This is a genomic window from Methylocella sp. (genome assembly GCA_037200525.1).
GTDB lineage: Bacteria > Pseudomonadota > Alphaproteobacteria > Rhizobiales > Beijerinckiaceae > Methylocapsa.
Genome location: JBBCGG010000001.1, coordinates 4,336,675 through 4,359,825 on the forward strand (window position 1 = coordinate 4,336,675; position 23,151 = coordinate 4,359,825).

Consider the following 23,151-nt stretch of genomic DNA (forward strand, 5'->3'; position numbering starts at 1 on the left):
GACGGCGACATTGATCTGGGTTGCAGATTTTTCCGCTCTAGGCAGTAGTGACGAATTACCTGAGCATGATAGCAATAGCGGCGAGCAATACGAAGCCTCGGTAGTTTGCGAGGAGCTTGTCGTATCGGGTTGCGACGCGCCGGAACTGCTTCAGTTTATTGAAGAAACGCTCGACGAGATTGCGCTCCTTGTAGAGCGCCTTGTCGTAGGGGAGCGGCGCGCGGCGATTGGATTTTGATGGGATCACCGGCTCAGCCTCACGCATAAGAACAGCCTTGCGCAAGTGATTGGCGTCATAACCTTTATCGGCGATGATCGCATCGGCCGCAAAGCCTTCGATCAGGGCGTGCGCTTTTGTGATGTCGTTGCGCTGCCCAGGTCCGAGAAGGAGCCGAACGGGGTTGCCGAGCGCGTCTGTCGCGGCGTGGATTTTGGTGCTCAAACCACCGCGAGAGCGGCCCAGGCCTTGGGCATCCGCCCCCCTTTGGCGATCCTTGCGCCGGCCGCGTGCTGATGGGCGCGCACGATTGTTGAGTCGATCATCAGCCATTCGAGATCGGCCTCGGCGGTGAATGCCTCAAGAAATCCGTCCAAGGCGCCGCGCTCGATCCAGCGATAGTAGCGGCGTTTCACCGCCTGATGGTCGCCGAAGCGTTCGGGCAGATCGCGCCAGCGGCCGCCCGAGCGGGCCATCCATAACAGCGCGTCGACGAAGCGTCGATTGTCGCAGCGCGGCCCGCGCTGGCCGGCTCTTCCGCCTGGCACAAGATCACAAAGCCGCTCCCATTGATCGTCTCGCAGCGCATCGACATCCCGAATCATCAAGGCTGATCTCCAAAAATCAGCCTTGAATCATGGAAAGATCCTCGCGAGAATCCCCCAAACGCCGAATTCGTCACCACGGCCTAGGACAGTCTTCCGATCAGTTTTTCGTAAAGCGGATTGACCGCCGAAAATACATAGTCGAGCGCGGCGACTGTAACATGGTCTGCGCCATGCAAGATCAGCCAATCGGCGAGCGGCGCAACCTTATCGTTCGGGCAGTTTAGCGTTAGCCGGCCATCGCCCGACTGGAACCGCAATCTAGCGGAGAAAAGCGCCTCCGCCTCCGCGAGCAAAGCCGCCCCCGGATTGGCGAGCGCGGTCGACACCTCCCGCGTGGTGCGCGCTTCTTCCTCGGCGGCGATGCGCGAGAGAATGACGCGAGCGCTTTCACGCGCGGCGGAATTCCAATCGGCGGCGAGGGAGGCGACAAGATTGGCTTGCGAACGCAGAATGACGCCATCATCCAAAATTTTTAGCGCATTGGCTGCGAGCGTCGCCCCCGTCGTCGTGATGTCGACGATGAGTTCGGCCTGCCCCGCAGCGGGAGCGCCTTCGGTCGCGCCCGAACTTTCGACGATGCGATAATCGCTGACATGCCGCTCGGCGAAAAAACGGCGGGTCAGATTGACGTATTTCGTCGCGACGCGCATCCGCTCGCCGCGCCTTGCGCGAAAGCTTGCGGCGACATCCTCGAGATCGGCCATGGTCTTGACGTCGATCCAGGCGCGCGGCGCGGCGACGACGACATTGGCGCCGCCAAATCCGAGCGGCGTCAGCAATGCGACTTTGGCGTCGGCGTCGACCAAGGTCTCGCGAATGAGATCCTCGCCGGTAACGCCCATATGGACGGATCCGCTGGCGAGTTGCGCCACGATATCGGACGCAGAGAGAAACGCGATCTCGATATTCTTCAAGCCCGCGACGGAGCCGCGATAGTCCCGCGCCCCCCCGCTCTGCACGATATCAAGACCAGCCCGCGCGAAGAAGGCGGCGGCGTTTTGCTGCAGCCGTCCTTTCGAGGGGACCGCAAGAACCAAGGGCCCTTCGCTCATGCCGAAACTCCGCCAACTGCCGGGCGCAGGCGATCGGTCCAGATGGCCGCGCCGACGGCGGGGATGGCGCAACCGGCGCCAAGCGTCTGCAACAGAAGGTCGTAGCGTCCGCCGCCCGCGACTGGCTTCTGGTCCGGACGAGCCCGATCATGCGCCTCGAAAACGAAGCCGGTGTAATAATCGAGATTGCGGGTGAAGCTGGCCTCAAAGCCGAGTTCGGCTATTTCAAAGCCGAGAGCCGCGATAAAGCCGAGCCTCATATCAAAGCGATCGAGGATCGCCGAGAGATCGAGATTGGCTTCCGCCGCGAGCTTACGCAATTGCGTGGAGGCCTGATCAGGATTGCCCTCGACGCTCAAGAATCGCTCGATGATCGCGACCTTCTCGGCCGAAATGCCTGCTCCCGCCCTGAGCGCGGCCTGCTCCAGAAAACGATCGGCGATCTCGGCCGGCGTGCGGCCGCCGACGGAAGTTATGCCGGCGATCGACAAAAGATCCTCGACGAACGCGCGCGCCCCTTGCTTGTCGGCCCCTTCCAGCATGCCGAGCACGCCGGAATGATCTCGGCTGGAGCCGTTCAAGGTCGCGTTGAGGATTGCGGCTACCGACTTGCCTTGCGTATGGCCGCTCGCAATGCGGCGACGCCATTGCGGGGCAAGATCAAGCGCTTTGAGGAGTTGCGAAAATAGCCCAGCGTCGCCGATCCGCACGCTGAGATCGAGGTTGTGGCCAGCTTGCGCGGCCTCGATCGCAAGGGTGAAGATTTCGGCGTCCGCGGCCTCGCGGTCAAGCCGGCCGAAATTCTCGATTCCTGCCTGTGTGAACTCGCTACTCTGTCCGGCGGCGAAGCGAAACACGCGGCCGCAGTAGGAGAAAGCGGCGGTTTCCCCGGCTGCGCTCGAGGCGAGATAATGCAGCGAAACAGGAATTGTATATTCCGGCCGTAGGCAATATTCCGCGCCGGAAATATCGCTGGTCAGATAAAGCTGCCCGCGCAAATCCTCGCCGGAATCGAAGAAGATCGAGGCCGGCTGTAGGATCGGCGGCTCGCACCGCGCATATCCCGCTCGGATCAAATGCGCGGCGACGGCGTTGGAAGGATCGACCGGAGACAAAGCGAAACCCACAAAATGATGCAACTTGCTTCTTTTAAGGAAGCGAGAAGCTGTTTAGCAGGCGAAAGCGCAGCCCGCGACAGGTTTCGCCCGAAAAGGTGAATTTGGCCCCCTCACCGGTGGCGCGCCAAAACCTCTTGCACGGCGGCCACAAGCCCGGATTCCGGCGCTGCAAACTGCGCCTTCGCGCGAAGTTCAAGGTAATCCGCGCGGTCCTTGCTGGAGCCCGCCAGTTCAGCCCCAAGCACAAGATCCCGGATCATGACCTGCGGCCCATCCGCATGATCGCGCTCGTTGGAGCCCTGAATGACGGCGCAGATCGAGCCGCGCTTATCGGCATATTTCAGCTGCGCATTCATGCCGGAGGAGCCAAGATAGAGTTCGGCCCTGACGCCGGCCTCTCGCAATTGCGCGACAAATTCCTGGTAGCGGGCGAGCTGAGGCTTATCGAGCACGAGCACGACCACCGGCCCGCGCTGCGCCTTAGAGGCGACAATCGGCGAGCTAATAGCCTTCAAAGCCGAATAAAGCCGCGAGACGCCGATCGAAAATCCCGTCGCCGGGACATTTTCGCCGCGAAAGCGCCCGACGAGGCCATCATAGCGCCCGCCCCCGCCGACCGAACCGAAGCGGATCGGCTTGCCGTCGTCGCCGGCAACTTCAAAAGTCAGTTCGGCCTCGAAGACAGGCCCGGTGTAATATTCGAGGCCGCGGACGACGGATGGGTCGATGCGAATGCGGTCGCTGAAGCCAGCGGCGTCAATGAGGTTCGCTATTTGCTCAAGCTCGATGACGCCCTCCTCGCCAACAGCCTGCCCCGCCACCGCGCTGCGGAGAATATCGAGGGTTTGCTGCGTATTGACGCCTTGCGCAGCAGTATAGCTCAACACCTTATTGATAGCGTCGTCTGAAAGACCTGCGCCTTTAGTAAAATCGCCGCTCTCGTCCTTGCGCCCCGCCCCCAGCAAAAGCGCAACGCCTTCCGGGCCGAATTTATCCAGCTTGTCTATCGCCCGCAGCACCGTCAGCCTTCGCCCGGCGTTCTCTTCGCCACCGAGGCCAATCGCCTCCATCACGCCATCGAGCACTTTGCGGTTATTGACCTTGATCACGTAATCGCCGCGCTGGACGCCGAGCCTCTCCAAAGTGTCCGCCGCCATCATGCACATCTCGGCGTCGGCCGCGACCGAGCTTGCGCCAACCGTATCGGCGTCAAATTGCATGAACTGGCGGAACCGGCCCGGGCCCGGCTTCTCATTGCGGAAAACGTAGCCAGCGCGATAGCTGCGGTAGGGCTTTGGCAATTGATCAAAGTTTTCGGCTACATAGCGCGCGAGCGGCGCCGTCAGATCATAGCGCAGCGACAGCCAGCTTTCGTCGTCGTCTTTGAACGAGAAGACGCCCTCATTGGGCCGGTCGAGATCGGGCAGAAATTTCCCCAGCGCCTCGGTAAATTCGATGAAGGGCGTCTCGACCGCCTCGAACCCATAAAGCTCATAGGATTGCTTGATCGCTGCGAGCATTTTTTCGGTCGCGGCGATCTCAGCCGGGCCGCGGTCGCCAAAACCGCGCGGCAACCTCGCGCCGGCCCGCTGCGTAATCTTCTTGTCATCATTCATCTGGACAGCCTCATAACAAGCTTGCTTCTTACGAGGGCGGAGGCGAAGCAGCAAGCGACGCTGAAAGATGAATCGACGATTACTCTCCCCTTGGATCGCGCCGCGAAAGCCTTATGTTCTACGCGGCGAAATGGATTCGCCTATCTTGCACCGGAGAAGGCAATGTCACCCGAGGAACGCCAGTTGCTCACAGGCCTGTTTGAGCGCATCCAAAGCGCGGCCGCCAATCCGCGCGACAAAGAAGCCGAGGCCTTCATCCAGGATGCCGTAAGGGCGCTGCCCTATGCGCCTTATCTCCTGGCCCAAACCGTCATCGTCCAGGATCAGGCGCTCCGCGCCGCCAATGATCGCCTGCAGCAGCTCGAAGGCCAAGTCCGCGACCTTCAGCAGTCGACGCAGCAGCAGCAAGGGAGCGGCGGCTTTCTCGGCGGCCTTGGCTCGCTGTTTGGAGGCGGCAGCCCAACGCCTCCTGCTCCAGGGCGCGGCCCCGCCCCGTCGCCTGGCTGGAATACTTCGCCGCAGCAGGGCGGTTGGCAGCAACCGCCGCAGCAGAATTACGGCCAGCAACCTTATGGCCAGCCTCAGCCGGGGCCCTGGGGGGCTCCGCAGGGAGGTCCCATGGGCGGCCCGATGGGTGGTCCAATCGGCGGCCAAGGCGGCGGTTTCCTCAAAGGGGCGCTTGGCGCCGCGGCTGGCGTTGCGGGCGGCGTCCTCCTCGCCGACTCGATCAAGGGTCTCTTCGGCGGCGGCCATGCCAATGCGCTAGGAATCGGCGCCGGCGTGCCAGGGGTCGATCAGACCGGGCTCGGCGGCGACCGCGAGACAGTCGTCAACAATTACTACGGCGACGACGCCGTGCGCCAAGCGGACGCTCAGCAGGACGCGGACCAGGACCAGGACGACGCGCAGGACGCCTCCGATTACAGTTCGGATGACGACTCGGACGACGGCAGCTCCGACGTCTGATCGGCTATCGATAGGGTGGCCGGATGTCGTCCGGCCACTTGTCGTCCCGCCGTTTGGATCTAGCGCTTGGCGTGGGCGAGAAGCACATCGACATAAGCGTCGGCGCTATGACTTTGCGCAAAGGTTTTTGCGCGCGCGGCGGCGCGGGTTTGGCTCTCGGCGAGACGCGGCAGGAGGCGAGCGATGGCCTCCGCCAGCGCGGCTGCGTCATAGGGCGAAAAAACCTCGCCCTCCGCCTCCCCTAGCGTGACGCATCGGCCCGCAAATGTCCCGGCGGAAGCGACGACCGGACGCCCCGCCGCGACGGATTGGGTAAAAATGCCGGAGCCGCGCAAGCCAAAAAGCACCGGATCATATGGCAGCAGCATCACGTCGATGCAGCTTGTTTCCGCCGTATAATCACGATCGTCGAGGACGCCCTCGATCAAGCGAACGCTCTCCATTTTTCTCAAATCGCGCTCGGCCGCGATGGCGCCCGCCTCCCAGCCGCCGTGCTGCACTTGAATGGTGAAATCGGCCTCAATCCCCTTCTGCCGGCAGAGTTCGATTGCATTTGGCAAAAGATGAAATCCCTTGTCACATTTGGAATAGCCGAAAAACCCCAGCCGGGGCCGTCCGTCGCGGATGACGGCGGGCGCAGCTCCTCCAAATGGAACCGGCAAAATTGCCGGCTCAATCCGGTATCGTTCGCGATAAATCTCAGCGATCGCTTCGTTTTCCGCCGTGAAGAACAAGGTTTTTCGGAGCGGGACTGCGAGGTGAAACGCTCGTTTGTACAGCCAGTCGCCGAGGTTTGCGTTGCGCCCCCACGGCGTCCAGCTCGGTGCGAACATCAATTGACAGACCACCCGCGGCCGCTCGTCGGCCGGCTTTGCGAACAAATGGCGGATTAGCCCAAGAATTTGATTTTGCGAAACGCCGGGCGCGACAATGAGATTGTCCGCATTCCAAACGTCGGAAGGCAGAGCGCGGAGATCCTGTTCGAAGGATGTATTAAGAACTCTGCCGCTCGTGCGCTCCGAAGGAAGCGAGCGATCGAATGAGGCGCCCCGAATCATCGCCGCAAAGGTCAGCAGGCGCCGCTCGTTGGGCGTTGGGCTTTCGCTTTCGTAAAGCGACCGGCGGAAATGCGGAATCGCGCCGATCTCCGCAATGATCGCCGCCTCGACGGAGGCCATTCCGAACACGCGATGAGGGAGGCCGCGCGCCGACAACGCCTCGCCGACTTTCTTGACGAGTCCGTAACTATGCTCCCCTTTGCCGATCAACCCATTGTCTAGAAAAATGATTTCCATCGTATTTTCTGACATCATCCATCATTACCGCCGTGCTTGCGCCTCGACAAAGAGCCCTCGCGTTGGCCGCCCATTCCATCCGCCCGGCAGGCGCTCCTCCCGCTCTATAAAGGGATTTCGCTTGACTTTCTTCTGTAAAGTCACGATGTAGTTCTATCTGCTTTAATGTGGATGTTAGCGCTTCGATTGCGTGAAGGACGGTTCTACCGTCCTCCTGTCGAGCCTGCTGGCACACTTCGCTCGACAGCCCAGGCCACGCAGGGCGTCCAACCTATTATAGCCGCCGTACCGGATCATCCGGTAAGAAGCAGGCTTATCGAAAGATCCCAAATTGCAAGAATTCTCCGGACTCGGCCTTGCCGCGCCCCTTCTCGCTGCCCTGAACAAGCTTGGCTATGCCACCCCCACCCCAATCCAGGCGCAAGCCATCCCCAACATTATGGCGGGCCGCGATCTCGTCGGCATCGCTCAAACCGGCACCGGCAAGACCGCCGCTTTCGCCCTGCCAATCCTCCACTATCTCGCAACGCATCCGCAAGCAGCCCCGCGCGGCGGCTGCCGCGTTCTGGTCTTGAGCCCGACGCGTGAACTGGCGAGCCAGATCGCCGAGAGCTTCCGCAGCCTTGGCTCGGAAATGCAACTATCCGTCGCCGTAGTCTTCGGCGGCGTGCCGCATGGCGCGCAAATCAAGGCGCTGGGACGCGGCCTCGACGTTCTCGTCGCAACGCCCGGCCGTCTCGTCGATCATCTCGACTCCCGCGTCGCCCATCTCGGCAAGACCGAATTCTTCGTCCTCGACGAGGTCGATCAGATGCTCGATCTTGGTTTCGTCAAGGCGATCCGCCGCGTCGTCGGCGAGCTGCCGAAGCGCCGCCAGAATCTGTTTTTCTCGGCGACGATGCCGACTGAAATTGCCAAGCTCGCCTCCGATCTTCTCGTCAATCCGGTTCAGGTGTCCGTCACCCCGATCGCGAAGACCGCCGATCGCGTAAACCAGCAGGTTCTGTTCGTCGAGACGCACCGCAAGCGCGATGTTCTGGTCGAACTCTTCGCCAACGTCGAAATGACGCGCACGATCATTTTTACGCGCACCAAGCGCGGCGCCGACAAGGTCACGCAGCATCTCGATGGCGCCGGCATCGCCGCTTTGGCGATCCACGGCAACAAGAGCCAAAGCCAGCGTGAGCGTTCGCTCGCCGCCTTCCGCGCCGGCCATGTCCGCGCCTTGGTCGCGACCGATATCGCGGCGCGCGGCATCGATGTTGACGGCGTCACTCACGTCGTTAATTTTGACCTCCCGGAAGTGGCCGAAGCCTATGTTCACCGCATCGGACGCACGGCGCGGGCTGGGGCCGAGGGGAATGCAATCTCGCTCTGCGACGGCGCCGAGCGCGATTTGTTGCGCAACATCGAAAAGCTGACCCGTCTGCGTTTGCCGTCAGAAGATCGGCGCGCAGCTCCCGGCTCGCCCGAGTCCCGCGCGCCGGCGCGCACTGAACCGGCTCCCCGGCCGCAACAAAATCGCCGCCCGAACCATTCCGCCAATCCGCGCTCGCAAGAGCGTGGTTTTGGAGCACGAGGCGGCGCGCCGGGCTCAAATGCGGGATCGCCGCAGCGGGCCGCGCCTTAACGCGGGTAAACCCCAAGGCGACCGTCGCCGCGGGGATCAAGACGCCTCGCGTCCAGCCTGATCGCCATCTGAACCGTCGCGACGCGCGCCGTCCTCGGCCCGCTGAAGGTCGCAGGCGGACAGGGCGCCACTGGAGATCCATGCTGTTTCGTGACAGCATGGAGGCCTTGTGGCGGAGATTTTCTTGATGAAGCTGTTCACGTTCTGGCGTTCACTGGCGAGTTTCCGCGTCCGCATCGGGTTGAACCTCAAAGGCCTCGCCGCCGAGCAGGTTTTTATCGATCTGCCCTGCGGCCAACAGTACGCTGACGCGTATAAATCGATCAATCCGCAGGCCGTTCTGCCCACATTGATCGATGGCGAGGGAACGCCCCTCGTGCAGTCGCTCGCCATCCTCGAATATCTCGACGAAACGCATCCCGAGCCGCCGTTTTTGCCCAAGGATCCGCGCGGGCGCGCGAGGGTTAGGGCGCTCGCCCATATTGCGGCAAGCGACGCTCATTCGCTCTTCACGCCTCGCGTGCGGGGATTTCTCGGGTCGGAGTTCGGCGTCGACGAGGCGGGCCAAATCAAATGGGCGCGCCATTGGCTCGCTTTGGGCCTGCAAGCGATCGAGGACCACCTGACTCGCGAACCGGAAACCGGCCTGTTCTGCCACGGCGACAACGTTACCATCGCAGATATTTCAGTCATCAGCCTCGCCGTCGGTCAGCAGCTATTTGGCGGAACGCTCAGCGCCTATCCGACCATAGCCGCGATCCACGATCGTTGCATGAAGCAGAAGGCGTTCAGCGCTGCGCATCCGCTCGCCCAAGCAGACGCGCCAAAAGCCGCGTAGATCGGCGGGGCGATCCGTGCTCAAAGTCCAATTCGGTATGTTGGCGAAATATAGCTACCTCGCCGATCAAGAGCTTTTCGCTGCAGCGGCGCGGCGGCTGTGATCCAGCAGCGGCTGTGGGAAGTGGGTCCGGCTTGATGGCGAACCACGGCGATTTAAATCATGCGCGGCGATCAATCCCGCGCCTTGGCGCCTGTCTCGTTCTTTGCGCCGGCGTCGCCGCCATCGGCGGCCTTGCGACCGTCCCGCAGATCGGAGGGTGGTACGCCGGCTTGGCGAAGCCTCCCTGGACGCCGCCGAACTCCGTCTTTCCGATCGCCTGGAGCATCCTCTATTTCTTGATGGCCCTATCGCTGTGGCGCTTATGGGATCGCGCAACGCCGTCCATCCCGCGCAGGCGAGCGCTTAGTCTTTTTATGGCGCAGCTGGCGCTCAATGCGATGTGGTCGCCCATTTTCTTCGGCCTGCACGCAATCTCGGCGGGGCTGGCGATTATCCTCGCGCTTGTGGTCCTCGTCGCGGCGACGATACTGCAAAGCGCGAAGACCGACCGTCTCGCCGCAATTCTGCTCATTCCATATCTTGTCTGGGTTTGTTACGCGATGACGTTAAACGTCGCCATCGCCGCGTTGAATCCGTGACTCAGGAATAAGCCATGCGCAAGTTAAGCGTGCCTTCGACGCCGATCATGTCGTAATTCTCGTCTAACCATTGTTTCGCGGCCTTGCGTCCGAAATCATGCAATTGCTTGATCATGGTCCAGGACGCATCAAGCTTCGAGGCTGCCGAAAACGAGGCGAGGAAAGGTCCGCCGTCAATCCTGTGCATCCGCGTGCGCATATATTCGTCACGCGATAATTTGCCTGAGTCGATCAGCCGGTTGACAAAATCCATGGCCCGCAACTCGCCCATCAGCGCGCCATTGAATGTCACTTCGTTGAGCCGGTCTTGAATGTCGCGCGCTTTATGAGGCGTGTCGTCGCGTTCGATGGGATTGACCTGAACGAGCACGATGTCGGAACAACCGGTCTTGTAGAACAACGGAAAAAGCGCTGGATTGCCCATGTAGCCGCCATCCCAATAGGGCAGGCCTTCAATTTCCACGGCCCGAAACAAAAACGGCAGACAGGCCGAGGCCATCACATGATCGGCGGTGAGTTGCGGTCCTTCGAAAACCTTGACCATCCCGGTATGCACATTCGTCGCCGCAACAAATAATTTGAATTCGGTCAATGCGCGCACTTTCGTGAAGTCGATCATCTTCACGAGATGGTCACGCAAGGGATTGAGGTCCAGCGGATTAAAGTCGTAGGGACTCGCATAGTGGGTTAGGAAATCCGCCCACCAATAAGCGAACCTCCGTTGCAACGGCCAGCCAGCGAAGAACGCGTGGACGAATTTCTGCTGCTCAGTCGTTAGCGACCCTTCATTGCTGATCGAGCGCCAGAATCTCTCGAGGCATTTGCGGGCGCCTTCGCGTCCCCCTTCGAGATAGCCTTCCGCAAGAACGACGGCGTTCATCGCGCCGGCGCTCGTTCCCGTAATCGCCTCAATATCTAGTCGCTGATCCTCAAGGATAGCGTCCAGCACGCCCCAGGTGAAGGCGCCGTGCGAGCCGCCGCCCTGCAGGGCGAGGCTGATCTTCTTCGGACCGTCCCGATCAATTGGCGCGCTGGCGTCGTTCATGAGTTATCCTTGGATGAGGTCACTCAGCGGTCCAGCCGCCGTCGATCGAAATATTCGAGCCGGTGATCTGCGCCGCGGCGTCAGTGCAAAGGAAGGCGACCAGCGCAGCAACCTGGTCCGTCGTCACGAATTCCTTGGTCGGCTGCGCCGTGAGCAGGACATCGTCGATCACTTGTTCGCGAGTCATATGCCGCGCCGCCATCGTATCTGGAATCTGCTTCTCGACAAGCGGCGTCCAGACATAGCCGGGCGAAATGCAATTGGCCGTGACGCCGAATTTGGCGAGTTCGAGCGCGGCGGTCTTGGTCAATCCGTCGATGCCATGCTTTGCCGACACATAAGCCGATTTGAACGGCGAGGCGACCTTCGAGTGCGCCGATGCGGTGTTGATGATGCGTCCCCATTTACGCGCTTTCATCCCTGGGATTGCCGCGGCGGTCGCATGGAAAGCGGCCGAGAGGTTGATGGCGATGATCAAATTCCAGGTCTCGATCGGAAATTCTTCGATCGGAGCGACGTGCTGGATTCCGGCGTTATTGACGAGGATATCGACGCTGCCGAGCTTTGCCTCGGCTTCCTTCACCATTGCCCGGATTTCGTCGGGTTTCGTCATATTGGCGGGCGAATAGAAAGCCTTGACGCCAAACTCTTTCTCGATCCCCGCCCGGTCCGCTTCGATCGCCGCGAGATCGCCGAGGCCATTGATCGTGACGTTGGCGCCTTCCTTGGCGAAAGCGCGAGCGATTGCGAGCCCGATGCCGCTGGTCGAACCGGTTACGATAGCGTTGCGGGTTTTAAGGGTCATGCTGTGCTCCGTAGATCTTGGACGCGAATGAGGCTGGCGGGAAGCCAAGCGCTGCGAATTGATGCTACACTTAGCTGAAGAAACATGAAACTGCAGCGAAGGTTCACCTCCGCAAGGCATCGCCTTGGCGCTTCAAATGGGATAGTATATCCTCATGACAGATTCACGTGCATCGCGTCCGGAAAAACCTCACGATCACGGCCATGCGGCTGACCCCGACGGCGAAACAGCATTCACGGCAGCATTGAATCTATGTCGGGAAGGCGGGATCGCCCTGACCCCGAGCCGCAGCCGCATTCTCGAGATTCTCTCCCGCGAAGGTCGCCCGCTCGGCGCTTATGAGCTGATCGAACGCGTGGGCGAGGCCACGGGCAAGCGCCCTGCTCCAATTTCGATCTACCGGGCGCTCGATTTTCTGCTCGAGAACAGCCTTATTCACCGCCTCGCCTCCTGCAACGCCTTTCTCGCTTGCGACCACGGTCACGCCCCGGAAATCCCCATTGCATTCCTGATTTGCGAGATTTGCGGCGACGTCACGGAGACGACCTCAGAGGCATTGCGCACCAGTCTCCGCGACCTTGCGGCGAAAGCGAAATTTTCACCGCGCGCCCAAGTCATCGAAGTGACGGGCGTTTGCGAGGCGTGTGCGGAAGCGTGAGGTGCGAATTCCGGCCTCTGATCCACATGTCTTTCGGTCCCCCATCGCGACTTGACGCGAAACGGGTTTTTGGCCACGACTATTGCGACCTATAAGGTCAAGATCGCGCCTTGCTCCGTGGACGCTGCGGTCAAGGGCATTTTCAAAGCTTCGGAAAACCACCGCGCATGACCATCGCTCAAAAGACGCCGGCTTCTCTTGACCTCGCCGATTCCGAATTGGCTGGGCCCTCGCCGCGCCGCCGCTCCGTCGGCGTTCAAGTCGGGTCCGGCAAAGGAGCCGTCAAGGTCGGCGGCGGGGCGCCCATCGTCGTCCAGTCGATGACCAACACGGATACCGCCGATATTGACGGCACGGTCGCCCAGGTGGCCGCATTGGCCCGCGCCGGCTCAGAAATGGTGCGCATCACCGTCGACCGCGATGAAGCTGCGGCGGCCGTGCCGCATATCCGGGACAAGCTTGCCCGGCGGGGTTGTTTTGTCCCGCTCATCGGCGATTTTCACTATATTGGCCACAAGCTCCTTGCCGATCATCCGGGCTGCGCCGAGGCGCTCGCCAAATACCGGATCAATCCTGGAAATGTCGGGTTCAAGGACAAAAAAGACCGGCAATTTTCCGCCATCGTCGAAATGGCTATCAAACATCAAAAAGCGGTCAGGATCGGCGCCAATTGGGGCTCCTTGGATCAAGAGCTGCTCACCGCGCTGATGGATGAAAACGCGCGCTCCGCCGAACCCGCCTCCACCGGCGCCGTGACGCGCGAGGCCATGGTGCAATCAGCGCTTCTGTCGGCCGCGCGCGCCGAGGAAATCGGGCTGCCGCGGGACAAAATCATTTTGTCCGCCAAAGTTTCCGCCGTGCAACAGCTCATCGCGGTCTATCGGACGCTGGCGCGCCGCAGCGATTATACGCTGCATCTTGGTCTGACAGAGGCTGGCATGGGTTCGAAGGGCATCGTCGCTTCGGCCGCCGCCATGGGCATTCTGTTGCAGGACGGCATTGGCGATACCATCCGCGTCTCGCTCACCCCCGAGCCCGGCGGCGACCGCACGCTCGAGGTGCAAGTCGGCCAGGAACTCCTGCAGACCATGGGCTTTCGCACCTTCGTGCCGCTCGTCGCCGCCTGCCCCGGCTGCGGCCGCACGACTTCAACAGTGTTTCAGGAGCTCGCGCGCGACATCCAGACATACATCCGCGACGAGTTGCCAATTTGGCGCGGCCGCTATCCGGGCGTCGAAACGCTCAACGTCGCCGTGATGGGCTGCATCGTCAATGGGCCGGGCGAATCGAAGCACGCCGATATCGGGATCTCCCTCCCTGGCACCGGCGAGACGCCGGCGGCACCGGTGTTCATCGATGGGCAAAAGGCGATGACCTTGCGCGGCGAAGGCATAGCCGCCGAATTCAAGACCATCGTCGAGAACTATATCGAACGCCGATTCGGCGGGACCAAAAGCGCTGCAGAATAAGCCCGGCGTCGGATAAATCCGTCCGTCGTCCTGCGGGGCGCTCGCATCCGGTTGATTGACTTCGATCGAGTGCGAGGATTTGACCCGCCTCCGCCATCCCAAAAGAAAAGAGCCACGACATAGCCGCGGCTCTCCCAATCTGATCCGAAGCCCTTGAAGCTAAAGCTTCACAGCTTTACGTCGGGCTCTTCAGCGCCGGCGACGCCTTCGGCGTCATCATCTTCCGTGTCCACTTCCGGACCGCCTTCACCATCCTCGCCCGCTTTGCGACGGGATTTGTTGGCGCGGCGCACTTCCGGCTCCGCCCTGACGCGCTTTTTGCTCGCCTCGACAATGTCTCGCTCCGGCCGGGGCAGGATCGGACCTTCGGGGAAAACGAAGCCGAGTTTCTTGACGCCGTCTTCCTCCGTCGTCACGACGACCCGCACCGCTCCGCCATTTTTCAGACGGCCGAACAAGACTTCATCGGCCAGCGGCGTCTTGATGGTCTGCTGGATGACTCGCGCCATCGGCCGCGCGCCCATCTGCTCGTCATAGCCGTTCTCAACCAGCCAATGGCGAGCCTCATCGCTCAGTTCAATCGTGACATTGCGATCGGCGAGCTGAGCCTCAAGCTGCATGATGAACTTATCGACCACTTTGACGATCACGTCGGCCGGCAGATGGCCGAAGGTCACGACGGCGTCGAGACGATTGCGGAATTCTGGAGCGAACATGCGATTGATCGCCTCGACATCCTCGCCTTCGCGCTTGCCCCGGGTGAACCCGAACGATGCGCGCTGCATGTCGGCTGCGCCGGCATTGGTCGTCATGATCAAGATGACGTTGCGGAAGTCGACCTGCTTGCCGCTATGGTCGGTCAGCTTGCCGTGATCCATCACCTGCAACAAGATATTGTAGAGGTCAGGATGAGCCTTCTCGATTTCGTCGAGAAGCAGCACGCAATGGGGATGCTGATCGATCGAATCCGTCAGCAACCCGCCTTGATCGAAGCCCACATAGCCGGGAGGCGCGCCGATCAACCGTGAGACTGTGTGACGCTCCATATATTCGGACATGTCGAAACGGACCAACTCGACGCCCAAGCTGACGGCGAGCTGACGCGCAACCTCCGTCTTGCCAACGCCGGTCGGACCCGAGAACAAATAGCTGCCGATCGGCTTTTCGCCGTCGCGCAAGCCAGCCCTCGCAAGCTTGATCGCCGCAGTCAAAGCCGCGATGGCGCTGTTCTGGCCGTAAACGACGCGGCCGAGCGTCTCGGTCAAATGTTCGAGAACTTCGGCATCGTCCTTTGAGACGGTTTTGGGAGGAATCCGCGCCATCGTCGCTATGGTCGCCTCGACTTCCTTGATGCCGATCGTCTTTTTCCGCTTGTTTTCCGGCAGCAGCATTTGGCTGGCGCCCGTCTCGTCGATCACGTCGATCGCCTTGTCGGGCAATTTGCGATCATGAATATAGCGCGCCGAAAGCTCAACCGCGGCCTTGATCGCTTCATTGGTGTAGCGGATCTTGTGGAATTCCTCGAAATAGGGCTTCAACCCTTTCATGATTTCGATCGCATCGGGGACCGAGGGTTCGTTGACGTCGATCTTTTGGAAGCGTCGCACCAGGGCGCGATCCTTCTCGAAATATTGTCGATATTCCTTATAGGTCGTCGAACCGATGCAACGCAGCGTGCCCTGCGCCAGAGCCGGCTTCAGAAGATTTGAGGCGTCCATAGCTCCGCCGGAGGTTGCGCCAGCGCCAATCACCGTGTGGATTTCGTCGATGAAGAGGATCGCGCTCTTATGGTTCTCGATTTCCTTCATGACCTGCTTCAGGCGCTCTTCAAAGTCGCCCCGGTAGCGGGTGCCGGCGAGCAAGGTGCCCATGTCGAGCGCAAAGACCGTCGCTTCAGCCAGAACTTCGGGCACTTCGCTTTTGACGATCTTGCGCGCGAGCCCTTCGGCGATGGCTGTTTTGCCAACGCCCGGATCGCCGACCAACAGCGGATTGTTCTTGTGCCGACGGCACAGAACCTGGATCGTGCGCTGGACCTCGGCCTCGCGGCCAATCAGCGGATCGATGCGGCCTTCGCGCGCTTTTTTGTTGAGGTTGACGCAATAAGCATCGAGCGCGCCTTCCTTTTTCCGGGATTCGCCCGCGTCCTTGCCTTCCTTGGCGTCGCGCGCCTCGGACTCGTCGTCGACGCCGCGCGGCGGCTTTGAGGAGTCGGAGAGACCCGGACGTTTGGCGATGCCGTGGCTGATGTAATTGACCGCGTCGTAGCGGGTCATATCCTGCTCTTGCAGGAAGTAGGCGGCATGGCTCTCGCGTTCGGCGAAGATCGCCACCAGCACATTGGCCCCGGTGACTTCCTCGCGGCCGGACGATTGCACATGGATCACGGCGCGCTGGATGACGCGCTGGAAACCTGCCGTGGGCTTGGCGTCTTCGCGGCCGTCGCTGACCAGATTATCGAGTTCCTGGTCAATATATTCGCGAAGATTTTTCTTCAAATGATCGAGGTCGACCGAGCATGCGCGCAGGACCGCCGCTGCGTCGCCATCATCCGTCAAGCTCAGCAGCAAGTGCTCGAGCGTGGCATATTCATGGTGGCGCTCGTTTGCGACAGCGAGGGCGCGATGGAGCGATTGTTCGAGATTGCGGGAGAAGGACGGCATAGGCTCCAACCTCTCATTTCTTTTCCATGATGCACTGCAGGGGGTGCTGGTGTTTACGAGCGTAATCCATGACCTGCGTTACCTTGGTCTCGGCGACTTCGTAGGTAAAGACGCCGCATTCGCCGACCCCATGCTGATGCACATGAAGCATAATGCGGGTAGCTTCCTCGGGGCCTTTGTTGAAGTATTTCTTCAACACAGCGACCACGAACTCCATTGGCGTGTAGTCATCATTCAACAATAGAACCCGGTACATGCTCGGACGCCGGGTCTGCGTTTTCGTCCGCGTGATGACGGCTGTTCCCAAACCGGCGCCGCCCCCTTCGCCGCCTTTTTGAAGATCCTTCGCGGCTTCAATCAATCGACCCGGAACAAGCGCCGGTTCGGAGTTGACGCCAAAATGCGAACCTGCCCGGTTCAGGCGTTCAATTCCCAAAACTGATCGCCAAAAAAGTCCGCCAGTCACACCGAAGCCCCCGTCCTCAAACTCATCACGCTTTCTTATTTAGGTACGCTTGCAATGAACCTCCAGTGAACAACGCGCTTTGCGTTCCGGCAAGAGCCAATCGAGCCGAGTCTTTCGTTGAACTCGATCAATTTCCGATCTTAACTCCGGTCAAAAATGTGAACCATACGTGTTTTTGAGTAAAAAAGAGCCAGCACACGGCAGACGCGCGTGAGCAGTAAGGAAGAGTCTGTGCCAGGGACGCCGCAAAAACGGGCAAGAAGCACGGCAGACATTCAGCCAGCGGCCATTTGTCCGTTTGACGAAAATTCTCAAGAATTGACGGCGATAATGCGAGAAATAACGACGCCTCTCTCTCGTTTTAGGCTTCGAGAGGAGATTTTCTCATCAAAGGTGCGTCGGCTCCCGAAGCCCCATGGGCGCGCTGCGGCAACCGGTTTTGTCTAAATCAGCCCGGCGGCAATATTGATGGTCAGCGCCAGAACAGCGCTATTGAAAAAAAATGCCAGGATGGAGTGCGCCAATGAAACGCGGCGCATTTCCCGTGCGGTAATTTTCACGTCAGCGGTCTGCGAGGCGACGCCGATAATGAAGGAAAAATAGAGAAAATCAGAATAGTCGGGCTGAGGCGTTGCAGGAAACGTCAAGCCGCCCGCCACTTTAGCCGGCTTGTCCGGTTCAGCGTCAAGCTCATCGAAATATTCATGCGCGTAATGCAATGCATAGGTCAGATGAATGAAAAACCAGGCGCTGACGATCGTTGCGTTGGCGAGCCCGATATGCACCGCTTTGGGGAACCCGGTCAGGTCCTTCACGCTTGCGAGTTCGGCGACAATCGCGCCGATAGAAGCAACTGCGGCGAAGCTGGTGAGCACAAGGACGAGCAGCCTCCCTTCATCGCTCGCCTTGGCGCGCCGCCGCATCGATGCTTCATCCGCTCTGATGATCAGCCAAGCCGCCAGGATAAAATACAGCCAGGTCCCGGCATTCCACGCAATCAAAAGCCGCGTGACGAGGCGCACCTCAGGGGGCAGAAAAAAGCCCACGACGATAGCGAAGAACAAACCCGAAAAGAGGCGCGGATGGCCAAGAACCGTGCGGTAGGGATAACCGATCATAGACATGTTGCGTCCCGGCTCGGCGGATCCCCGCGCTTTCAGTTTTTGCGCAGGGCTACAAAGCGCGCGGCTTCCTTCAAAATCGTCGCTTCAGCCCCTTCCGGGAATGAATCCAGGGCCGCGACCGCCTGCGCCGCCAGCCGGTCGCGACGCTCGCGCGCGGCCTCGAGGCCCAACGCCGCCACGAGCGTTGCTTTATTGCGATCTGCGTCCTTGCCGGCCCGCTTGCCAAGCACGGCTTCGTCGGCCTCGACATCGAGAATATCATCGGCGACCTGAAACGCCGCGCCCAAAGCACGGCCATAATTCGACAAGGCGCCCTTGGCTTTGGCGTCTGCTCCGCCAAGGAGCGCGCCGGCAATGACCGAGAAATGCAATAGCGCGCCAGTTTTCATGGACTGCAGTTTGATGACGCTTTCGGCGCTATGCCGGCCTTGCGCGCGCTCAGCCTCGAGGTCCAGCACCTGGCCGCCAATCATGCCGCCGAAACCCGCGGCCCGCGCGAGCGCCAGCACAAGTTCGGCCCGAATCGCCGGGTCTTCATGCGTCAAAGGATCAGCCGAGACATCGAACGCATAGGTGAGCAGCCCATCGCCGACCAGAATCGCGGTAGCCTCGTCGTAAGCCTTATGCGTCGTCGGCCGTCCGCGGCGCAGATCATCATTGTCCAGGGCGGGAAGATCATCGTGTACGAGCGAATAGCAATGGATCATCTCAACGGCAGCCGCGGCGCGGAAAATGCCCTCGCCCTCGCGGCCGAATAGCCGCGCCGTCTCGATCAGAAGGAATGGGCGCAGTCTTTTGCCGCCCCCGAGGGTCGAATATCGCATGGCTTCGAGCAAGCGCGGCGGCCGCGCCGTCTCGCCCGAAAGAGGCGATGCGCTCAGCAAGCGATCAAGAATGGCCTCGGTCGCCTCGGCGACTGTTTTCAAACGGGTCTCGAATTCGGCTCCGGGCGCCCCCTGCGTCATAATCGCATATTCCTTGTCGCTCGACGCGGACGGGCCGAGCGTGATCGTTAAAGTTCAGGCCCGGCTTGCCCGATTGGGCGAGATCGGTCAAGGCTCGCTGATGTCATCGCGCTCCGGCCGAGCTGGTTTCGTCGGCAAACTCCTGCACGCAATTTTCGTCCTTGGCATGGCGCTGGCGTTCGCAGTCGTCGCCCTCATCCTCGTCTATCGCTTCATCAGTCCTGTCTCGACCCTGATGCTGGCGCGCTGGATCAAGGGCGAATCGGTCGAGCGCCTTTATGTTCCGTTGGACAGAATTTCGCCCAATCTGCGCGAGGCTGTGATTGCTTCGGAAGATGCCCAGTTCTGCCGCCACAATGGCGTCGATTGGGGCGCTTTGCGGGAAGTGATTGATACGGCGGATGAAGATGGCCCCTCGCGCGGCGCTTCGACCATTGCGATGCAGACCGCCAAAAATCTGTTCCTTTGGCCCTCGCGTTCGGTCATTCGCAAAGGCATCGAAATCCCTCTCGCGCTGCTGATCGACTTCGCCTGGCCAAAGCGCCGCATTCTTGAAATCTATCTGAACATTGCGGAATGGGGGGACGGCATGTTTGGGGCCGAGGCGGCCGCACAGCGCTATTTCCGGAAAAGCGCCGAGCATCTCGACCCAAGGGAGGCGGCTTTGCTGGCGGCGGCCCTCCCCAACCCCCGCCTGCGCAATCCAGCGCGGCCAGGGCGGCGGCTCGCGGGGCATGCCGCGACGATCATGGCTCGCGCGAGAGGCGTCGAGACATCTTGCACGCGATAAAGCCCTTATTTGCTAAGGCGAAGGCGCTTTAACTAGCCAGAGCGAAGTTTTCATTGTAAGAGGCCGGTTCACGTTTGAAGTCGCGGCGCCGAGAGGCCTCGCGAGAACTCTTGATTGAGATCATCGATATGGCTGTTCCGAAACGCAAAACCTCCCCCATGAAGCGCGGATTTCGCCGCTCCGCCGATGCGGTGAAGGCTCCGACCTATGTTGAAGACAAGGATTCCGGCGAGCTGCGCCGTCCGCATCACGTCGATCTGAAGACCGGTATGTATCGCGGCCGCCAGATTTTTACGCCGAAGACCAAGGAAGCGTAAGGATTTACGCGGGGATATCGAGTTTCCCGCGTAACGACTTAGCCTGATGGAGATCGCAGTAAAGCCGATGATCTGATCCGGTCAGATGGATCTGCGAAACAGCGCGCCGGTCATCAGGCGAAAATATAAATAATCCGCGCGCCAGAATCAGCTCTGCGCGCCGCGTCCGGCGACCGCACCAGCAAGTTGCGGATGGCGGCCTCGGAGATGAGCGTCGCGCTCAGGCCGCCGCCAAAAGCCGCTGCGACACGAGTTCACGCAGCGCGCGTATGTCGCGGGCGAAAAACCTGATCCCCTCGGAGAGCTTTTCGGTCGCCATTGCGTCCTCGTTGAGAAGGAAACGGAAGGTTTTCTCGTCGAGAGACAGGCGCGCCGGGGCGCGGGGCGCCGCTGATGCGGGATCGAGCCGGCGCGGCAAATCGCCGTTATCCTTGGCGAGATCGTCGAGCAATTGCGGCGAAATGGTCAGCCGGTCGCAGCCGGCGAGCGCCTCGATCTCGCCCGTGTTGCGGAAAGAGGCGCCCATGACCACGGTCTTGATCTCGAACGCTTTATAATAATCATAGATTTGACGCACGGAGAGGACGCCGGGGTCGGTTTCCGGCGTGTAAGTTTTGCCTTCCGCTTTGACGTGCCAATCGAGAATGCGGCCGACGAAAGGCGAAATCAGAAAGGCGCCCGCATCGGCGCTGGCCGCTGCCTGAGCCAGCGAAAAAACCAACGTCATATTGCAGTCTATCCCCTCGCCCTGGAGAATTTCTGCGGCGCGAACGCCTTCCCAGGTCGCGGCGATCTTAATCAGGATGCGCTTGCGGGAGACGCCGCGTCTTTCATATTCGGCGATGATCGAGCGAGCCTTGGCGACGGTTCCATCAACATCGAAAGACAGGTCAGCGTCGACCTCAGTCGAAACCCGGCCCGGCACGATTTTGGTCAGCTCTTCACCAAAGTTGACGGCCAGCCGCTCCGCGACTTCGCTGGTCAAACGGTCGTGACTTCGCCCCCAAACGATCGCTTCGGAAACCAGCGGCGCATAGGTCTGCAATTGCGCGGCTTTCAAAATCAAGGTCGGGTTTGTCGTGGCGTCCACCGGAGCGAAGGCGCGAATCGCCTCCATGTCGCCTGTGTCGGCGACGACGGTGGTCATGGCTTTCAATTGGTCCAGCTTGGACGGCATGGGTCGATCCGATCGAACAAGAACAGAGGTTGAGATTTTTCGGTCCAACGCGCCTGCGGCGGTATTGTTGCAGCGACGAATGTTTTCGAGGCCAAACGCTGGCAGCTTAAATCAAATCCGCGCCAATGTCGCGCTCGGACTCGGGGCAGAGGTCATTTGCGCCCAAAGTCGCGATGGATTCCGGAAAGCACGATTTAAGCCAATTTCAGTAGGTTACGGCCCTGATTTAAGGCATAATCTTTGCTCGAAGGCCTTGCCTCTTTTCGTGATTATGCTCCGGCTCCGCCTGAAGATCGAACTGCAACGCCCGGCGGATGCGCTCGAAATCAACTGGCTTGGTCAGAAAATCGTCAAAGCCCACCGCTTCGGCGGCGCGGCGGTGTTCGTCGAAGGCGTTTGCGGTCAGCGCAATCAGCCGGACGGGGACAGCCCCAGTTGCGGTCTCCGCCGCCCTGATTCGCCGCGCCGCCTCCATGCCGTCGATGCCCGGCATTCTGATATCGAGAAAAATAATATCGAATTTCGCACCCAATGGCGATAACGCCCGCTCGGCCCGCGCCACGGCGGTCAGGCCGTCGGCGGCGCGCGTGACTCTGCCGCCCAGCCTCTCAAGATGTCGCGTCGTCAGCAAAGCGTTGATGTCATTGTCTTCAGCAAGAAGGATCTCATAGCCGGGCTTTTTCGCCTCCGCCGTCTCCGCGCGTTCAGCCGAGGCGGCCGCTTCCTTCAGTTCCCAGACTTCGTCCCGCAAGGCCTCGCGTTCGTCAATGAGGGTGGACAGGGCGCCTCTGGACGCCATGCGGGCGCATATGAAGCCGAGCGCAGCGGCCAGACAGAGGAGCGCAACCCACAGAATAACGCTGTCGCCCAAAAGCCACGCCATCAAGGCCGCCGGCGAGACCGGCGGCTGGGCGTTGATGGCGACTCCTGCGTTCACGTCTCAGATCTCCGCCGATCATCGCGGCTTCGATTCCGATTTAAAGAAAAAGATTTGAAATTCCGTTTCCAAAGCCGGCGAGAATTTTGGAGACGCGCGGACGCGCGTTCAGACCAGCCGGATTCAAAACCGTCGGATGAACGCATGACCGATCCAACTTAGAACGGTCATGCATGAATCCGCGCGGCGACTGCGAAAAAGCGAGATTGAATTAGCGCATCAGCCGCAACAGCGCGCGCCCTGCAGTCGAATGATGAAGCTCTTTGGCGTTGAGCGTTCCATCGTGGTCGACGTCAGCTGCATTGAACAGTTTTTCGACGATGCTCAGATATTCGTCTTTGCTCAAGGTGCCGTCATTATCGGGATCGGCCGCCTTGAATTCCTTACCGCCAATGCGGCCCTGAACCTCTTTGGCGTCGAGGGTCTGGTCGCTGTCTTTGTTAAGTTTGTCGAATTCGGCTCCAGCGGCCGCCTTGACCTCGTTGAGATCGAGAGTTTTGTCGTCGTCCGTGTCGAAAGCGGAAATCGCGTCGGATGCAGCCAAAGCAGCAGGGGCCGAATGCAACAGCAGCCCCGCAGCCAAAACGCCATAGAAGCCAATTTTACCCATAGACGAACAACGGTCCAGCATAATGAGACTCCGTGACAACAGAGCTTAGATTATAGCCCAAAACGCCTCAAAATTCTACATAACGCACAGGACAAAAAATAATTAATCCATGTATTAGGAAATAATTCATGGGCTCCATAGAAT

At 60.3% G+C, this 23,151-nt stretch carries 21 protein-coding genes and 1 pseudogene; 8 read left to right on the forward strand and 14 right to left on the reverse strand.

Features of this window, described 5'->3' with window-relative positions:
• Window positions 1–55: 55 nt before the first annotated feature.
• From WDN46_21395 to hisS, 4 genes and pseudogenes are all read right to left on the reverse strand, one after another.
• Window positions 56–822 (reverse strand): annotated as a pseudogene (locus tag WDN46_21395) (IS5 family transposase).
• 83 nt (window positions 823–905) lie between these two features.
• Window positions 906–1,877, reverse strand: a complete 972-nt coding sequence (hisG, locus tag WDN46_21400) for an ATP phosphoribosyltransferase (GenBank protein MEJ0095866.1) — start codon at window positions 1,875–1,877, stop codon at window positions 906–908.
• Window positions 1,874–3,016: an ATP phosphoribosyltransferase regulatory subunit gene (locus WDN46_21405; GenBank protein ID MEJ0095867.1), complete on the reverse strand. Its 1,143-nt coding sequence runs from the start codon at window positions 3,014–3,016 to the stop codon at window positions 1,874–1,876. The genes hisG and WDN46_21405 overlap by 4 nt, the downstream gene beginning before the upstream one ends.
• 89 nt (window positions 3,017–3,105) lie before the next feature.
• A complete protein-coding gene (hisS, locus tag WDN46_21410; GenBank protein MEJ0095868.1) occupies window positions 3,106–4,611 on the reverse strand; it encodes a histidine--tRNA ligase in 1,506 nt (501 codons plus the stop codon).
• Window positions 4,612–4,773: 162 nt separating this feature from the next.
• Between hisS and WDN46_21415 the strand changes: the two genes are divergently transcribed.
• Complete coding sequence (locus WDN46_21415; GenBank protein ID MEJ0095869.1) at window positions 4,774–5,577, forward strand: DUF2076 domain-containing protein; 804 nt, start codon at window positions 4,774–4,776, stop codon at window positions 5,575–5,577.
• A gap of 59 nt (window positions 5,578–5,636) precedes the next feature.
• Here WDN46_21415 and WDN46_21420 read toward each other — a convergent pair whose 3' ends face one another.
• Window positions 5,637–6,890 carry a glycosyltransferase gene (locus WDN46_21420; protein MEJ0095870.1) on the reverse strand — a complete coding sequence of 418 codons (1,254 nt, stop codon included), beginning with the start codon at window positions 6,888–6,890 and terminating at the stop codon, window positions 5,637–5,639.
• Between the two features lie 313 nt (window positions 6,891–7,203).
• Here WDN46_21420 and WDN46_21425 point away from each other — a divergent pair, with 313 nt between their 5' ends.
• The 3 genes from WDN46_21425 (at window position 7,204) to WDN46_21435 (ending at window position 9,981) form a co-directional block, all read left to right on the forward strand.
• On the forward strand, window positions 7,204–8,502 hold the full coding sequence (locus WDN46_21425; protein MEJ0095871.1) for a DEAD/DEAH box helicase: 1,299 nt from the start codon (window positions 7,204–7,206) through the stop codon (window positions 8,500–8,502).
• A 169-nt stretch (window positions 8,503–8,671) separates the two neighbouring features.
• Window positions 8,672–9,340, forward strand: coding sequence for a maleylacetoacetate isomerase (gene maiA / locus WDN46_21430; protein ID MEJ0095872.1), 669 nt, complete (start codon window positions 8,672–8,674; stop codon window positions 9,338–9,340).
• A 137-nt stretch (window positions 9,341–9,477) separates the two neighbouring features.
• Entirely contained in the window at window positions 9,478–9,981 is a 504-nt protein-coding gene (locus WDN46_21435) for a TspO/MBR family protein (protein ID MEJ0095873.1), read from the forward strand.
• Window position 9,982: 1 nt separating this feature from the next.
• On the opposite strand, the gene WDN46_21440 is transcribed toward WDN46_21435, so the two are convergent.
• The gene (locus WDN46_21440; protein ID MEJ0095874.1) at window positions 9,983–11,026 is read right to left on the reverse strand and encodes a patatin-like phospholipase family protein; all 1,044 of its coding nucleotides are present in this window, start codon (window positions 11,024–11,026) and stop codon (window positions 9,983–9,985) included.
• A 19-nt stretch (window positions 11,027–11,045) separates the two neighbouring features.
• Window positions 11,046–11,831, reverse strand: coding sequence for a 3-hydroxybutyrate dehydrogenase (locus tag WDN46_21445; protein MEJ0095875.1), 786 nt, complete (start codon window positions 11,829–11,831; stop codon window positions 11,046–11,048).
• A gap of 154 nt (window positions 11,832–11,985) precedes the next feature.
• On the opposite strand from WDN46_21445, the gene WDN46_21450 reads away from it, so the two are divergent.
• Together WDN46_21450 and ispG are read left to right on the forward strand one after the other, a co-directional pair.
• Window positions 11,986–12,489, forward strand: a complete 504-nt coding sequence (locus WDN46_21450; GenBank protein ID MEJ0095876.1) for a transcriptional repressor — start codon at window positions 11,986–11,988, stop codon at window positions 12,487–12,489.
• 167 nt (window positions 12,490–12,656) lie between these two features.
• Window positions 12,657–13,958 carry a flavodoxin-dependent (E)-4-hydroxy-3-methylbut-2-enyl-diphosphate synthase gene (gene ispG, locus WDN46_21455; GenBank protein MEJ0095877.1) on the forward strand — a complete coding sequence of 434 codons (1,302 nt, stop codon included), beginning with the start codon at window positions 12,657–12,659 and terminating at the stop codon, window positions 13,956–13,958.
• A 167-nt stretch (window positions 13,959–14,125) separates the two neighbouring features.
• On the opposite strand, the gene clpA is transcribed toward ispG, so the two are convergent.
• The 4 genes from clpA to WDN46_21475 form a co-directional block, all read right to left on the reverse strand.
• The gene (gene clpA, locus WDN46_21460; GenBank protein ID MEJ0095878.1) at window positions 14,126–16,621 is read right to left on the reverse strand and encodes an ATP-dependent Clp protease ATP-binding subunit ClpA; all 2,496 of its coding nucleotides are present in this window, start codon (window positions 16,619–16,621) and stop codon (window positions 14,126–14,128) included.
• A gap of 13 nt (window positions 16,622–16,634) precedes the next feature.
• On the reverse strand, window positions 16,635–16,982 hold the full coding sequence (gene clpS / locus WDN46_21465; protein MEJ0095879.1) for an ATP-dependent Clp protease adapter ClpS: 348 nt from the start codon (window positions 16,980–16,982) through the stop codon (window positions 16,635–16,637).
• Window positions 16,983–17,530: 548 nt separating this feature from the next.
• Window positions 17,531–18,211, reverse strand: a complete 681-nt coding sequence (locus WDN46_21470; protein MEJ0095880.1) for a DUF1345 domain-containing protein — start codon at window positions 18,209–18,211, stop codon at window positions 17,531–17,533.
• A 32-nt stretch (window positions 18,212–18,243) separates the two neighbouring features.
• Window positions 18,244–19,176, reverse strand: coding sequence for a polyprenyl synthetase family protein (locus tag WDN46_21475; protein MEJ0095881.1), 933 nt, complete (start codon window positions 19,174–19,176; stop codon window positions 18,244–18,246).
• Between the two features lie 40 nt (window positions 19,177–19,216).
• On the opposite strand from WDN46_21475, the gene mtgA reads away from it, so the two are divergent.
• Window positions 19,217–19,966, forward strand: coding sequence for a monofunctional biosynthetic peptidoglycan transglycosylase (gene mtgA / locus WDN46_21480; protein MEJ0095882.1), 750 nt, complete (start codon window positions 19,217–19,219; stop codon window positions 19,964–19,966).
• A gap of 128 nt (window positions 19,967–20,094) precedes the next feature.
• Window positions 20,095–20,283, forward strand: coding sequence for a 50S ribosomal protein L32 (rpmF, locus tag WDN46_21485; GenBank protein ID MEJ0095883.1), 189 nt, complete (start codon window positions 20,095–20,097; stop codon window positions 20,281–20,283).
• A gap of 220 nt (window positions 20,284–20,503) precedes the next feature.
• Here the strand turns inward: rpmF and tal are convergent, their stop codons facing one another.
• The 3 genes from tal to WDN46_21500 form a co-directional block, all read right to left on the reverse strand.
• Window positions 20,504–21,460 carry a transaldolase gene (gene tal / locus WDN46_21490; GenBank protein ID MEJ0095884.1) on the reverse strand — a complete coding sequence of 319 codons (957 nt, stop codon included), beginning with the start codon at window positions 21,458–21,460 and terminating at the stop codon, window positions 20,504–20,506.
• Window positions 21,461–21,686: 226 nt separating this feature from the next.
• On the reverse strand, window positions 21,687–22,397 hold the full coding sequence (locus WDN46_21495) for a response regulator (GenBank protein MEJ0095885.1): 711 nt from the start codon (window positions 22,395–22,397) through the stop codon (window positions 21,687–21,689).
• A gap of 211 nt (window positions 22,398–22,608) precedes the next feature.
• Entirely contained in the window at window positions 22,609–23,028 is a 420-nt protein-coding gene (locus WDN46_21500) for an EF-hand domain-containing protein (GenBank protein ID MEJ0095886.1), read from the reverse strand.
• Window positions 23,029–23,151: the final 123 nt, after the last annotated feature.

Excerpts from the sequence above, each read along its gene's own strand:
- hisG (MEJ0095866.1), bottom strand. The coding sequence starts at position 1,877 with ATGAGCGAAGGGCCCTTGGTTCTTGCGGTCCCCTCGAAAGGACGGCTG.
- hisS (MEJ0095868.1), bottom strand. The coding sequence starts at position 4,611 with ATGAATGATGACAAGAAGATTACGCAGCGGGCCGGCGCGAGGTTGCCG.
- WDN46_21415 (MEJ0095869.1), top strand. The coding sequence starts at position 4,774 with ATGTCACCCGAGGAACGCCAGTTGCTCACAGGCCTGTTTGAGCGCATC.
- WDN46_21420 (MEJ0095870.1), bottom strand. The coding sequence starts at position 6,890 with ATGATGTCAGAAAATACGATGGAAATCATTTTTCTAGACAATGGGTTG.
- WDN46_21435 (MEJ0095873.1), top strand. The coding sequence starts at position 9,478 with ATGGCGAACCACGGCGATTTAAATCATGCGCGGCGATCAATCCCGCGC.
- WDN46_21440 (MEJ0095874.1), bottom strand. The coding sequence starts at position 11,026 with ATGAACGACGCCAGCGCGCCAATTGATCGGGACGGTCCGAAGAAGATC.
- WDN46_21445 (MEJ0095875.1), bottom strand. The coding sequence starts at position 11,831 with ATGACCCTTAAAACCCGCAACGCTATCGTAACCGGTTCGACCAGCGGC.
- WDN46_21450 (MEJ0095876.1), top strand. The coding sequence starts at position 11,986 with ATGACAGATTCACGTGCATCGCGTCCGGAAAAACCTCACGATCACGGC.
- ispG (MEJ0095877.1), top strand. The coding sequence starts at position 12,657 with ATGACCATCGCTCAAAAGACGCCGGCTTCTCTTGACCTCGCCGATTCC.
- clpA (MEJ0095878.1), bottom strand. The coding sequence starts at position 16,621 with ATGCCGTCCTTCTCCCGCAATCTCGAACAATCGCTCCATCGCGCCCTC.
- WDN46_21470 (MEJ0095880.1), bottom strand. The coding sequence starts at position 18,211 with ATGTCTATGATCGGTTATCCCTACCGCACGGTTCTTGGCCATCCGCGC.
- WDN46_21475 (MEJ0095881.1), bottom strand. The coding sequence starts at position 19,176 with ATGACGCAGGGGGCGCCCGGAGCCGAATTCGAGACCCGTTTGAAAACA.
- rpmF (MEJ0095883.1), top strand. The coding sequence starts at position 20,095 with ATGGCTGTTCCGAAACGCAAAACCTCCCCCATGAAGCGCGGATTTCGC.
- tal (MEJ0095884.1), bottom strand. The coding sequence starts at position 21,460 with ATGCCGTCCAAGCTGGACCAATTGAAAGCCATGACCACCGTCGTCGCC.
- WDN46_21500 (MEJ0095886.1), bottom strand. The coding sequence starts at position 23,028 with ATGCTGGACCGTTGTTCGTCTATGGGTAAAATTGGCTTCTATGGCGTT.